This is a genomic window from Streptomyces sp. NPDC018964 (assembly GCF_044390325.1).
Classification (GTDB): domain Bacteria; phylum Actinomycetota; class Actinomycetes; order Streptomycetales; family Streptomycetaceae; genus Streptomyces.
The window spans coordinates 155115-168048 of record NZ_JBIRYZ010000008.1 but is presented as its reverse complement, the minus strand read 5'-3'; the positions used below and the strand labels follow the sequence as shown (position 1 = coordinate 168048).

The following is a 12934-nucleotide window of genomic DNA, read 5'->3' as shown; positions in this document are numbered from 1 at the left end:
ACTGAAGGACGAGGGTACGGCACGCCCCGCGCGCCCGCCGATCAGTACCGTCGCTCCTGCTTCTGCTTGCACTCGACGCACAGGGTGGCCCGGGGAAAGGCCTGCATACGGGCCTTTCCGATGGGATTGCCGCAGTTCTCGCACAGGCCGTAGGTGCCGGCGTCGAGCCGCTGGAGGGCGCGCTCGAACTGGCTGAGCATGTCGCGCGCGTTCGCGGCGAGCGCGAGTTCGTGCTCGCGCGTGATGTTCTTGGTGCCGGTGTCGGCGTCGTCGTCGCCCGCGCCGTCGCCGGAGTCCCGCATCAGGCCGACCAGCGACTGCTCGGAGGCGGCGATCTCCTCGCGCAGCCTCAGCACCTCGGACGTCAGCTCGGCCCGCGCCTCCCGGGCCTCTTCCGGAGTCCAGGGTTCCTCGCCCGGACGTACCGCGAGGTCGTCCGGGCCCGCCGTGCCGATCCGGGCCTTGGGTACGGGGCTCTTCGCCGCCGTGGCCGTGCCAGGAGTCTTCTTCGCGCTCACCGTCGTCACTCCCGTCTGCGCCGCGGCATCCACCGCGCCCGCGTCATCGGCCGTGCTGTGCCCGGCCGCATCCTGTACGGACCCACCGGCCCCGGCGGTGCCGCTCCCCGAGCGGCCCGCCTCCGGGGACCCCGCGGAAACCGCCCCCGGGGCGGCCCCCTTCCCCGGCACCTCACCGGCCGCCTTCTCGCGGCCCCTCTTCCCCGCCACGGACGCCTTCCCGGACCCGGGCGCCTTCTCGCCGGCCACTTCCCCGGCCCCCTTCCGCGCGGACACCCTCTCCGCCGACGCGTCCTCCGCCACCACCTTCCCCCCAGGCGCCTTCCCCGCCGACGCGTCCTCCATCACCGCCTTCCCCCCAGGCGCCTTCCGCCCGGACACCCTCTCCGCCGCGGCGCTCCCCGCCACCGCCTTCCCCGCCGACACCTCCCGCGCGGACACCTTCCGCGCGGACGCCTCCCGCGCGGGCGCCTTCCGCCCGGACACCCTCCCCGCCACCGCCTCCCGCGCCGCCGCCTTCCGCGCGGACACCTTCCGCGCAGGCGTCCTCCGCCCGGACACCCCCTCCTCCGCGGCACTCCCCGCCACCGCCTCCCGCGCAGGCACCCCCTCCGCCGCAGCGCTCTCCGCCGACGCCTTCCGCGCGGGCGCCCTCTTCGCAGACGCCTCCTTCACGGGCGCAGCCCCGGCCGCCGTCCCCCGCGCGACGGCCTCGTCAGCGGGTTCCCTTCCGGCCGTGGCCTTCCCGGCCGTGGCCTTCCCTGCCGACGCTTTCTTCACGGGTGACGCGACGGGCAGCCCGGTCGCCACCGGCACCCCGTCGTGAGCCGTGCGCTCCGCCGCCTCCTCGGTGGCGTCCGCCGCCTTCTTCGCCCTCTTCCTCGCCGCCGCCTCCTTGGCGGGCCCTCCCTCCCCGGCCCCGCCGCCCTGAGCGGGTCCGGGCCTGCCGGACGGTGCCGGCTGCTGTACGGCGGTCTTCTTCGCCACCATGGCCGCGGCCCCTTCACATATTGTGATCTTGCGCGCGAATCGTTCTGGGACGATAAATCGACTCGAGTCCCGCGGCAACGGGGCACACCGCCCGATTCCCTCGCCCCGCGGGCGCCGCGCGGCGAACCTGCATGCGTTGTGCCCAGCTCCCCGCCGGGTATGCCGCCGACATGGACGTCCCCGGGATCCGGACGGGCCCACCTCGCCGTTCGAGGTACGCCGGGTCGTACGGCGGGCGGAAATCCGGTCGGCCGCTGTCCCCGCCGCGCCGTACACTGGGCGGAGCGAAAAGCGTGGATGGGGACGAGTAGCGGCGTACGCAGCCCAGAGCGACCCGGGGACGGTGTGAGCCCGGGGGCGAGCGCGACGTGAAGATCACCCCGGAGCCGCCGGAAGAAACCCCTGTACGGGGCGGTAGAACCGGCATCGCGACCTCAATGAGGGGGCTCACCGGAGCACACGACGCACCGGGGGGTCAAGGAGGGTGGTACCGCGGGAGCGCGCCGACGGCGGCGCAGGGATCGACACAGCTCTCGTCCCTCCGGACGGAAGGCAGCAAGTCCGCCGGAGGAAGCCCGCTGATGACAACGCCGACGTACCGCCAGGTACCCGCCCAGGTCGACCTGCCCGCCCTCGAGCACGCGGTGCTCGACTTCTGGCGCGAGCAGAAGATCTTCGCCAAGAGCCTGGAGCAGTCCGAGGGACGCCCCGAATGGGTGTTCTACGAGGGTCCGCCCACCGCCAACGGCATGCCCGGCGCCCACCACATCGAGGCCCGCGTCTTCAAGGACGTCTTCCCCCGCTTCCGCACCATGCGCGGCTACCACGTGGCCCGCAAGGCCGGCTGGGACTGCCACGGCCTCCCGGTGGAGCTGGCCGTCGAGAAGGAGCTCGGCTTCTCCGGCAAGCAGGACATCGAGGCGTACGGCATCGCCGAGTTCAACGCCAAGTGCCGCGAGTCGGTGACCCGGCACACCGACGCCTTCACCGAACTGACGGCCCGCATGGGCTACTGGGTCGACCTCGACGACGCCTACCGCACCATGGACCCGGAGTACGTCGAGTCCGTCTGGTGGTCGCTGAAGGAGATCTTCAACAAGGGCCTGCTGGTCCAGGACCACCGCGTCGCCCCCTGGTGCCCCCGCTGCGGCACCGGCCTGTCCGACCACGAGCTGGCGCAGGGCTACGAGACGGTCGTCGACCCGTCCGTCTACGTCCGCTTCCCGCTCACCTCCGGCCCGCTGGCCGGCGAGGCCTCGCTGGTGGTGTGGACGACCACGCCGTGGACCCTGGTGTCCAACACGGCCGTCGCCGCCCACCCCGAGGTCACCTACGTCGTCGCCACGAACGGCGAGGAGAAGCTCGTCGTCGCCGAGCCCCTGCTCGCCAAGGCCCTCGGCGAGGGCTGGGAGGCCACCGGCCGGTCCTTCACCGGCGCCGAGATGGAGCGCTGGACGTACCGGCGCCCCTTCGAGCTGGTGGACTTCCCTGAGCCCGCCCACTACGTGGTGAACGCCGAGTACGTCACCACCGAGGACGGCACCGGCCTCGTCCACCAGTCCCCCGCCTTCGGTGAGGACGACCTCAAGGTCTGCCGTTCCTACGGCCTGCCCGTGGTCAACCCGGTCCGCCCCGACGGCACCTTCGAGGAGGACGTCCCCCTGGTCGGCGGCGTCTTCTTCAAGAAGGCCGACGAGAAGCTCACCGCGGACCTCGACGAGCGCGGCCTGCTCTTCAGGCACATCCCGTACGAGCACAGCTACCCGCACTGCTGGCGCTGCCACACCGCGCTGCTCTACTACGCGCAGCCGTCCTGGTACATCCGCACCACGGCCGTCAAGGACCGCCTGCTCCAGGAGAACGAGAGGACCAACTGGTTCCCGGACTCCGTCAAGCACGGCCGGTTCGGCGACTGGCTGAACAACAACATCGACTGGGCGCTGTCCCGCAACCGCTACTGGGGCACCCCGCTGCCGATCTGGCGCTGCGAGGACGACCACCTCACGGTCGTCGGCTCCCGCGCGGAGCTCACCGAGCTGACCGGCACCGACCAGTCCGGGCTCGACCCGCACCGCCCGTACATCGACGAGGTCACCTTCGGCTGCCGCCACGACGGCTGCGGGAAGACGGCCACGCGCGTGCCGGAGGTCATCGACGCCTGGTACGACTCGGGCTCGATGCCGTTCGCGCAGTGGGGCTACCCGTACAAGAACAAGGAGCTGTTCGAGAGCCGTTACCCGGCGCAGTTCATCTCCGAGGCCATCGACCAGACCCGCGGCTGGTTCTACACGCTGATGGCGGTCGGCACCCTGGTCTTCGACAGGTCGTCGTACGAGAACGTCGTCTGCCTCGGCCACATCCTCGCCGAGGACGGCCGCAAGATGTCCAAGCACCTGGGCAACATCCTGCAGCCGATCCCGCTGATGGACCAGCACGGCGCCGACGCGGTCCGCTGGTTCATGGCGGCCGGCGGTTCCCCGTGGGCGGCCCGCCGGGTGGGCCACGGCACCATCCAGGAGGTCGTCCGCAAGACGCTGCTGACGTACTGGAACACGGTCGCCTTCCAGGCCCTGTACGCCCGTACGTCGAACTGGGCGCCGAGCGGGGCCGACCCGGCCCCGGCCGACCGCCCGGTCCTCGACCGCTGGCTGCTCTCCGAGCTGCACGCGCTCACCGACCAGGTGACCCAGGCGCTGGAGGGTTACGACACCCAGCGCGCCGGCAAGCTGCTCTCCGCGTTCGTCGACGACCTGTCGAACTGGTACGTCCGCCGCTCCCGGCGCCGCTTCTGGCAGGGCGACAAGGCCGCGCTGCGCACGCTGCACGAGGTCGTCGAGACCGTGACGAAGCTCATGGCGCCGCTGACCCCGTTCATCACCGAGCGGGTCTGGCAGGACCTGATCGTTCCGGTCACCCCGGGCGCCCCGGAGTCGGTGCACCTGTCCTCGTGGCCGGAGGCGGACCTGTCCGCGATCGACCCGGAGCTGTCGAAGCAGATGGTGCTGGTGCGGCGGCTCGTGGAGCTGGGCCGGGCCACGCGCGCGGAGTCCGGCGTGAAGACCCGCCAGCCGCTGAAGCGCGCGCTGATCGCGGCGGGCGGCTTCGCGGCCCTCGACCCGGAGCTGCACACGCAGATCACCGAGGAGCTGAACGTCGAGTCCCTGGCGTCCCTGTCCGAGGTGGGCGGCTCGCTGGTGGACACCACGGCGAAGGCCAACTTCCGCGCGCTGGGCAAGCGGTTCGGCAAGCGGGTCCAGGACGTCGCCAAGGCCGTCGCGAACGCGGACGCCGCCGCGTTGTCCCTGGCGCTGCGTGAGGGCACGGCCTCGGTGGAGGTCGACGGTGAGACGGTCACCCTCGCCCCGGACGAGGTGATCATCACGGAGACCCCGCGCGAGGGCTGGTCGGTGGCGTCCGACGCCGGTGCCACGGTCGCCCTGGACCTGGAGATCACGGAGGAACTGCGCCGCGCGGGCCTGGCCCGTGACGCCATCCGCCTGATCCAGGAGGCCCGCAAGAACAGCGGCCTGGACGTGGCCGACCGGATCGCCCTGCGCTGGACGGCCACGGACGCCGCGACCGTCGCGGCCCTGACCGGCCACTCCACGCTGATCGCCGACGAGGTCCTCGCCACGGACTTCGCCCAGGGCACGGCGGACGACACCTACGGGAACGCCTTCACGGACGAGGGCCTGTCGCTGACGTTCCGCCTGCGGAAGGCGTAAGGCTCCCGGTGAGCCCCGCACCCCCACGGGGTGCGGGGCCGCAGCGCGGCCGGCCACGCCCCCCTGGGGCCGCCGGACGGCCCACCCCTGAGGACGGGGAGGCACCACGCGACGCCGAAGGCCCGGCCCGCCGAAAAAACCTGGCGGGCCGGGCCTTCGGCGTTTCGTGCGTCGGACACCACAGGCAAGCCCGAACAAACACCACAAACCCCGTGAACACGCGTAGCACAAGGGCGGGCCCCGAGTTCGTGAACCCGGGGCCCGCCCTGAACGCTGCCGATCGCTACGCCGTACTCATGGCCGAAGGGCCGTCAGTTGTCGTCCTCGTCGATCAGGAAGCCGCGCATCGGCGAGGGAGCCTGCCCCATCGGCGACGGGCCCTGCGGACGCACCGGCGCCATCGGCTGGGTCATGGCCGGCTGCATCTGCTGCTGACCGCCGCCGTAGGAGGGACCGCCCTGACCGCCACCCATCGTCTGGTTGCCGCCGTAGGACGGCGCACCGGCACCGGCCGGAGCCATCGAGGGCGCCGGGGACGGCGGCAGCGACGGCGCGGTGCTCGCGGGCTGGCGCGGCGGGGCGAGCGAGTCGTCCGCCTGGGTCTCCAGCTGGCGCAGCTGCGACTCCAGGTAGGACTTCAGCCGCGTGCGGTACTCGCGCTCGAAGCCGCGCAGGTCCTCGACCTTGCGCTCCAGCGTGGCGCGGGCGGACTCCAGGGAGCCCATCGCGACGCGGTGCTTCTCCTGCGCGTCCCGCTCCAGGGCGTCCGCCTTGGCACGGGCGTCCCGCTCGAGGCCCTCGGCACGCGAACGCGCCTCGCCCACGATCTTGTTGGCCTCGGAACGGGCCTCCGCGATCGCCTGGTCGGCGGTCTGCTGGGCCAGCGACAGGACGCGCGCGGCGCTGTCGCCACCGGGGCCGCCCTGACCGGGCATACCGGGTCCTCCCTGGCCGGGCATCCCGGGACCGCCCATGGGGCCGCCCATCGGGCCACCGGGGCCCATCTGCCCCTGCATCGGGCCCTGGCCCATCGGGCCGCCCTGACCCATCGGGCCGGGACCCTGCCCCATCGGGCCGCCCTGGCCCATCGGCCCGGGACCCTGGCCCATGGGGCCGGGACCCTGCGGGCCGCCCTGTCCGCCGGGGCCGGCGGGCAGTTGAGGAGCACCGCTCGGCAGCTGGGGCGGACCACCCATGGGGCCACCCATCTGCTGCTGCGGCGGGCCCGATATGCCGGCGGGCACCGGAGCGCCGGGACCTCGCATGCCCTGCTGGGGCATGCCCTGGGGCGGTCCCTGCTGTTGCTGCTGCTGGTCCTGCGGCTCGGGGGGCTTGCGCATGTTCTGCTGGTTCTGGGCAGCGGCGCGCGTGGCCGCGGCCAGCTTGGCGCGCAGGTCCTCGTTCTCGCGGAGCAGGCGCGTCAGTTCGGCTTCGACCTCGTCGAGGAAGGCATCGACCTCGTCCTCGTCATAGCCTTCTCGGAGGCGGACGGTCGTGAACTGCTTGTTCCGCACGTCCTCGGGGGTCAACGGCATCTCTTCACCTCAACGTAGTCATCGGCAGTCGGCAGGCCCATGTCGTCCACAGTCACCTCACAGTGCCCTGCCCACGAGGGAGATCAGAATGTAGACGATGATCATCAGTACGAAGAAGGACAGGTCGAGCGCCACGCCCCCGAGACGCAGCGGCGGGATGACCCGCCGCAGAAGCTTCAGCGGTGGATCGGTGACAGTGTAGGTGGCCTCCAGGACGACCACCATCGCCTTGCCGGGTTGCCACGAGCGGGCGAACTGGAACACGTAATCCATGACCAAACGGAAGATCAGCACGATGAGGAACACCATCAGCGCGATGTAGATCACCTGCGCGAACACGCCCATGGCCTGCTTTTCCCTCTCCCCTGTACCGCTCTTCGTCCGGTCCTGCGTCTCAGCTCTGGTTGAAGAACCCGCCCTCTGCGATGCGGGCCTTGTCCTCCGCCGTGACATCGACGTTAGCAGGCGACAACAGGAACACCTTCTGCGTCACCCGCTCGATGCTGCCGTGAAGACCGAACACCAGCCCGGCCGCGAAGTCGACAAGTCGCTTCGCGTCCGTGTCGTCCATCTCCGTCAAATTCATGATCACCGGCGTACCTTCACGGAAGTGTTCCCCGATGGTACGGGCCTCGTTGTAGGTCCGGGGGTGGAGTGTGGTGATCCGGTAAGGCTCTCGTTCCGACACGACCTTGGGCATGATCACCGGTGCGTTCTTCTCCAGGCTTGCGCGTTCTTGTGTGATGGACGCCACGGGCGCGATCCGCGCCGGGCGTGGCGATTCCGCGGGGAGCGAAGCGGATCGGGCGATCGGTTCGCGCGGCGCGGGAGGGTGGACGACTCGCACCTCTTCATCCCTTTGGGGCTGATGTGAGACGTGCGCCTGGTGGGACGGCTCGTGCCGCCGGTGGTCCCGCTCGGGCTCCGGGTCGAGTTCGGGTTCAAAGTCGTCGTCTGGGTCGAATCCGCGGCCGTCGTACCCATCGTCCTCCACGAGGCCGAGGTAGACCGCCATCTTGCGCATCGCGCCGGCCATGCTCCGAGTCCTCCGCTCTGTGGTGGATCCGCTGACGACCGCCAAGTGCCCGCGATCCACTAGGTCTTTACGTCCGCTGTTCGGCGGAACTGACCATATTTTCTGCTGTGGTCCGACTTCTTGGCGACGTTACCCGAGCCCGGGGCGGACTCCGAGTACCGCACTGCCGACGCGCACATGTGTCGCTCCGGCGGCCACGGCCTGTTCGAGGTCCGCACTCATCCCTGCCGAGACCATGTTCGCAGTCGGATGGGTCCGGCGCAGGTCGGTCGACAAATCCATCAACCGCTCGAAGGCGGCCTGTTCGCGTCCCGCGTACTCCCCGGTGAGCGGGGCGACGGTCATCAGTCCGTCGAGCCGCAGCCCCTCGGACCGCGCGACCAGTTCGGCCAACTCCGCGACACCGCCGGGCGCCACGCCTCCGCGCTCCCCCCGGCCGCTCGCGTCGGCGTCGAGCGCCACCTGGATCAGACAGCCGATCTCGCGCCCGGCCCGCACGGCCTCCTTGGAGAGAGCCGCCACCAGCCGGGAACGGTCGACGGACTGCACGAAATCGGCATAACCCACCACGGAACGCACCTTGTTGGTCTGAAGTTGACCGACGAAGTGCCAGGTGAGGGGCAGATCCGCGCATGCCGCCGCCTTGGGGGCGGCGTCCTGGTCCCGGTTCTCGGCGACATGGCGCACCCCGAGTCCGGACAGGATCCGCACGTCCTCCGCGGGGTAGGTCTTGGTGACCACGATCAGGGTCACCTCGTCGCGCCCGCGTCCGGCGGCGGCGCACGCCGCGGCGATCCGCTCTTCCACTCTCGCCAGGTTCGCGGCGAGTTCGTCCTTACGGTCCGTCATGTCCCATCAGTCCAGCCACACGTAGCCCGCGAGCCGCCCGGTGGTGCGGTCGCGGCGGTACGAGAAGTGATCGTCCGACTCCAGCGTGCACACCGGCGACCGCTCCCGGTCACGCACCCCGAGCCGTTCGAGCTGCGCGTGCACGCCCGCGGCCACGTCGACCGCCGGTGTGCCCCGGCTCGTGACGGCGTGCGCCGCCGGTTCGACGGCGGCCACCTCGTCGCGCATCGCCTCCGGCACCTCGTAGCACCGGCCGCAGACGGCGGGTCCTGTACGGGCGACGATCCGCGCGGGGTCGGCGCCGAGCCCGGTCATGGCCCGTACGGCGGCGGGGACGATCCCGGCGATCATGCCGGGCCGGCCCGCGTGGGCCGCGGCCACGACGCCGGCGACCGGGTCGGCGAGCAGTACGGGCACGCAGTCGGCGGTGAGCACCGCGAGGGCGAGTCCGCGCCGCGCGGTGACGACCGCGTCGACCTCGGGGACCGGGCGCTCGCCCCAGGGTTCGTCGACCACGACCGCGTCGGCCCCGTGCACCTGGTTCATCCAGACCACCCGGGCCGGGTCCACGCCGAGGGACCCGGCGGCCCGTTCGCGGTTGGCGCGTACGGCGCCGGGGTCGTCGCCGACGGCTCCGCCGAGGTTGAGCTCCTCATACGGAGCGGCGCTCACCCCGCCCCACCGGTCGGTGAAGGCGAAGTGCGCGCCGCTCACGCTCTCGCGCTGTCCTATCACTTCAGGAAGTCCGGTACGTCCAGTTCCTCGGCCGCGCTGTCGTAGGTCCGCGACGGCGGGACCGGGGGCTGGACGGCCGGGATGTCGCGCACCGGCTCCGGCGCCGGCGGCTCCGGGTCCTCCTTGGGCGTGACGCTGCCGAGCGAACCGAAGGACGGACGGCTCTCCGGCTGCCGCGCCGGGGCGGGCTCCTCACGCTTGACCGAGGACGAGCCGAGGACGTTGTCCCGCTTGGCCGGCGGCTGGCCGCCGTCGAAGCCGGCCGCGATCACGGTGACCCGGACCTCGTCGCCGAGGGCGTCGTCGATCACCGCGCCGAAGATGATGTTGGCCTCGGGGTGGGCGGCCTCGCTGACCAGCTGGGCGGCCTCGTTGATCTCGAACAGGCCGAGGTCGGAGCCGCCGGAGATGGAGAGCAGCACACCGCGGGCGCCGTCGATGGAGGCTTCCAGGAGCGGCGAGGAGATGGCCATCTCGGCGGCGGCCACCGCGCGGTCGTCGCCGCGGGCCGAGCCGATGCCCATGAGGGCCGAGCCGGCCTCGGACATGACCGACTTGACGTCCGCGAAGTCCAGGTTGATCAGACCGGGCGTGGTGATGAGGTCGGTGATGCCCTGGACACCGGAGAGCAGCACCTGGTCCGCCGACTTGAAGGCGTCGAGGACCGACACCTGGCGGTCCGAGATGGACAGCAGCCGGTCGTTCGGGATGACGATGAGGGTGTCGACCTCTTCGCGGAGTTCGGCGATGCCGTCCTCGGCCTGGTTCGCGCGGCGCCGCCCCTCGAAGGTGAACGGGCGCGTGACCACGCCGATGGTGAGGGCCCCCAGCGAGCGGGCGATGTTGGCCACGACGGGCGCGCCGCCGGTGCCGGTGCCGCCGCCCTCGCCGGCCGTCACGAAGACCATGTCGGCCCCCTTGAGGACCTCCTCGATCTCCTCACGGTGGTCCTCCGCGGCCTTGCGGCCGACGGCCGGGTTGGCTCCGGCGCCGAGTCCGCGGGTGAGTTCACGGCCGACGTCGAGCTTGACGTCGGCGTCGCTCATCAACAGGGCTTGCGCGTCGGTGTTGATGGCGATGAACTCGACGCCCTTGAGACCGACCTCGATCATCCGGTTGATGGCATTGACACCACCGCCGCCGACACCGATGACTTTGATGACTGCGAGGTAGTTCTGCGGTGCTGCCACGTCGAAGGCCTCTCGCCTCGAGTTACGTGTCGCCCGACCGCTGAAGCACTGATGCCCCCGCGACCCGACGACTGATGCCGAATGGGACGGTCCGTAGCGCCGACCCGAACCCTAACGTTGAAGTTTAGGGTTACCAGTGTGTCCGTTCCCTGGAGTCTTCTGAACAGGACACTAAGTCGACAAGCGGCGCCCGTTCAACGAACACGCCGAACCTCCCGTTTTTCTTTTCACCCTATGTGATCAGCCGTAGCGGTGCCCAATCAGGGTGCTGGCCTGCGCTGATGTGCGTCAACTCCCCGCTGACGCGGGGGCCGTGGGCACGCTCACGTCGAAGTGCCGCGCACCGGGCTCCGCTTTCATCAGTGCGGTGAGAGTACGGCTCTTCTCGGCGCCCTTCTCACCACTCCCCCAGTCGACCGTACGACCGCCCGCCAGTTCCAGCGAGATGTCGTCGTAGGAACGGACCTTGACGCTGCGGGTGACGTGCGCCACGGAGGCCGGGATCGCGCCGGCCACCCGCACCGCCTCCCGGATCAGCCGGTCCTCGCCGAAGCGGCGCAGGCTCGCCGCCGCGGAACCGGTCCGGGAGACGGCCAGTTCCAGCGCGGGCACGCCTTCGGTCGCCTTGGAAACCGTGGCGAACCGGACACCCCCGTCGTCCACTTCGATGAACTTCCCGCCCTTGCGGATGAGGAGAACAGCGGTGCGCTCCGCTACTTTCAGGGTGATTTCATCCGGCCAGGAACGAACCACTTCGACGGTGTCGATCCGGGGCAAAGCGGAGGAAAGCCGCGCCTCGATCGCATCGGTGTCGACGGAGACCAGCTGTTCCCCGAGGGGGACGTCGGCGATCTCGCGCACCCGCTCGGGAGTCAGGACGCGGGTGCCCGACACCGTCACGCGCTCCACGCGCACCAGGTCCGACCCGTACAGCAGCCAGAACGCTCCACTGCCGAGGAACACCAGGGCGACCGCCGATGCGATGATCCGACGAACCTGCCGCCGTCCGAACCGCCGGACGCGCGGCGGCGGGCCGGACGACTCCCGCTTGCGTTCACCACGCTCGGCGGTGGTCGATCCGGCCATGCTTCCTCCTTCAGGGCCCGGTTCGCCTCCGGGGCGCTCGAGTCGGTGTCGGGCGGCCGACCGTGCTCAACCCCTCGGGCCTCCGCACTCCCCCACGCTCGAATTATGCTCGCGCGGGGGACTCCCGCGGTCGCCCGACACCGACGCGCCCCTTCGGCTCGCTCGCCGCTCAGCGGTGCGCATGGGCGGCGATCGCCTCGTACACCATGCCGACGAGCAGATCGTCGGCGTCCCTACGGCCGAACTCGGCGGCGGCGCGGGACATCTCGTACAGCCGGTGCGGGTCGGCGAGCACGGGCAGCACGTTCTGCTGCACCCACTCGGGAGTCAGCTCCGCGTCGTCGACCAGCAGTCCGCCGCCGGCCTTGACCACCGGCTGGGCGTTGAGCCGCTGCTCGCCGTTGCCGATGGGCAGCGGGACGTAGGCGGCCGGGAGCCCGACGGCGGAGAGTTCGGCGACGGTCATCGCGCCCGCGCGGCAGAGCATCATGTCGGCCGCGGCGTACGCGAGGTCCATCCGGTCCAGGTAACTTACCGGGATGTAGGGGGGCATTCCCGGCATCTGGTGCACCTGCGGCAGTTCGTTCTTCGGACCGACCGCGTGCAGGATCTGGATCCCGGCCTGCTGGAGCCACGGAGCGACCTGCTGGACGACCTCGTTGAGCCTGCGGGCGCCCTGCGAGCCGCCGGAGACCAGCAGCGTGGGCAGATTGGGGTCGAGGCCGAACGCGGCGCGGGCCTCGGGGCGTACGGCGGCCCGGTCGAGGGTGGAGATGGAACGGCGCAACGGGATGCCGATGTAGCGGGAGTTGCGCAGCTTGCTGTCGGGCGTGGAGACGGCGACCTGGGCGGCGTACCGGGAGCCGATCTTGTTGGCCAGTCCGGGCCGGGCGTTGGCCTCGTGGATCACGATCGGCACGCCGAGCCGCTTGGCCGCGAGGTAGCCGGGCAGGGCGACGTAGCCGCCGAAGCCGACCACGGCGTCCGCCTTGGTGCGTTCCAGGACCTGCTCGGCCGCCTTGATGGTGCCGCGCAGCCGGCCCGGAACGGTGATCAGTTCGGGGGTGGGCTTGCGCGGCAGCGGTACGGCGGGAATCAGCGCCAGCTCGTACCCGCGCTCGGGTACGAGACGGGTCTCCAGGCCACGCTCCGTGCCCAGGGCCGTGATGCCCACGGTCGGATCCTGCCTGCGCAGGGCGTCCGCGAGGGCGAGCGCGGGCTCGATGTGGCCCGCGGTTCCTCCGCCGGCGAGTACGACATGCACCGAAAT

11 protein-coding genes are annotated in these 12934 nt (G+C 71.2%); 2 read left to right on the top strand and 9 right to left on the bottom strand.

Features of this window, described 5'->3' with window-relative positions:
- Positions 1-41 precede the first annotated feature (41 nt).
- A complete protein-coding gene (locus ACH5AO_RS16010) occupies positions 42-518 on the bottom strand; it encodes a TraR/DksA family transcriptional regulator (RefSeq protein WP_398924897.1) in 477 nt (158 codons plus the stop codon).
- 97 nt (positions 519-615) lie between these two features.
- Between ACH5AO_RS16010 and ACH5AO_RS16005 the strand changes: the two genes are divergently transcribed.
- Together ACH5AO_RS16005 and ileS are read left to right on the top strand one after the other, a co-directional pair.
- Positions 616-1344, top strand: a complete 729-nt coding sequence (locus tag ACH5AO_RS16005; protein WP_398924895.1) for a hypothetical protein — start codon at positions 616-618, stop codon at positions 1342-1344.
- Between the two features lie 745 nt (positions 1345-2089).
- Positions 2090-5233, top strand: a complete 3144-nt coding sequence (ileS, locus tag ACH5AO_RS16000) for an isoleucine--tRNA ligase (RefSeq protein ID WP_398924893.1) — start codon at positions 2090-2092, stop codon at positions 5231-5233.
- 311 nt (positions 5234-5544) lie between these two features.
- On the opposite strand, the gene ACH5AO_RS15995 is transcribed toward ileS, so the two are convergent.
- The 8 genes from ACH5AO_RS15995 to murG all read right to left on the bottom strand — a co-directional run bounded on the left by ACH5AO_RS15995 (position 5545) and on the right by murG (position 12928).
- The gene (locus tag ACH5AO_RS15995) at positions 5545-6768 is read right to left on the bottom strand and encodes a DivIVA domain-containing protein (RefSeq protein WP_398924891.1); all 1224 of its coding nucleotides are present in this window, start codon (positions 6766-6768) and stop codon (positions 5545-5547) included.
- Positions 6769-6825: 57 nt separating this feature from the next.
- Positions 6826-7113: a YggT family protein gene (locus ACH5AO_RS15990; RefSeq protein WP_398924889.1), complete on the bottom strand. Its 288-nt coding sequence runs from the start codon at positions 7111-7113 to the stop codon at positions 6826-6828.
- Between the two features lie 49 nt (positions 7114-7162).
- The gene (locus ACH5AO_RS15985; protein ID WP_217136549.1) at positions 7163-7804 is read right to left on the bottom strand and encodes a cell division protein SepF; all 642 of its coding nucleotides are present in this window, start codon (positions 7802-7804) and stop codon (positions 7163-7165) included.
- Positions 7805-7933: 129 nt separating this feature from the next.
- A complete protein-coding gene (locus tag ACH5AO_RS15980) occupies positions 7934-8653 on the bottom strand; it encodes a YggS family pyridoxal phosphate-dependent enzyme (RefSeq protein ID WP_398924887.1) in 720 nt (239 codons plus the stop codon).
- A 6-nt stretch (positions 8654-8659) separates the two neighbouring features.
- A complete protein-coding gene (gene pgeF, locus ACH5AO_RS15975; protein ID WP_398924885.1) occupies positions 8660-9388 on the bottom strand; it encodes a peptidoglycan editing factor PgeF in 729 nt (242 codons plus the stop codon).
- The gene (gene ftsZ / locus ACH5AO_RS15970) at positions 9385-10578 is read right to left on the bottom strand and encodes a cell division protein FtsZ (protein WP_217136554.1); all 1194 of its coding nucleotides are present in this window, start codon (positions 10576-10578) and stop codon (positions 9385-9387) included. Before ftsZ ends, pgeF begins: the two co-directional genes overlap by 4 nt.
- 288 nt (positions 10579-10866) lie before the next feature.
- Positions 10867-11664 (bottom strand): cell division protein FtsQ/DivIB, encoded by a 798-nt coding sequence (locus ACH5AO_RS15965; protein WP_398924883.1) that lies wholly within the window; start codon positions 11662-11664, stop codon positions 10867-10869.
- 169 nt (positions 11665-11833) lie between these two features.
- Positions 11834-12928, bottom strand: a complete 1095-nt coding sequence (murG, locus tag ACH5AO_RS15960; protein ID WP_398924881.1) for an undecaprenyldiphospho-muramoylpentapeptide beta-N-acetylglucosaminyltransferase — start codon at positions 12926-12928, stop codon at positions 11834-11836.
- Positions 12929-12934: the final 6 nt, after the last annotated feature.

Excerpts from the sequence above, each read along its gene's own strand:
- ACH5AO_RS15990 (WP_398924889.1), bottom strand. The coding sequence starts at position 7,113 with ATGGGCGTGTTCGCGCAGGTGATCTACATCGCGCTGATGGTGTTCCTC.
- ACH5AO_RS15995 (WP_398924891.1), bottom strand. The coding sequence starts at position 6,768 with ATGCCGTTGACCCCCGAGGACGTGCGGAACAAGCAGTTCACGACCGTC.
- ileS (WP_398924893.1), top strand. The coding sequence starts at position 2,090 with ATGACAACGCCGACGTACCGCCAGGTACCCGCCCAGGTCGACCTGCCC.
- ACH5AO_RS15965 (WP_398924883.1), bottom strand. The coding sequence starts at position 11,664 with ATGGCCGGATCGACCACCGCCGAGCGTGGTGAACGCAAGCGGGAGTCG.
- ACH5AO_RS15980 (WP_398924887.1), bottom strand. The coding sequence starts at position 8,653 with ATGACGGACCGTAAGGACGAACTCGCCGCGAACCTGGCGAGAGTGGAA.
- ACH5AO_RS15985 (WP_217136549.1), bottom strand. The coding sequence starts at position 7,804 with ATGGCCGGCGCGATGCGCAAGATGGCGGTCTACCTCGGCCTCGTGGAG.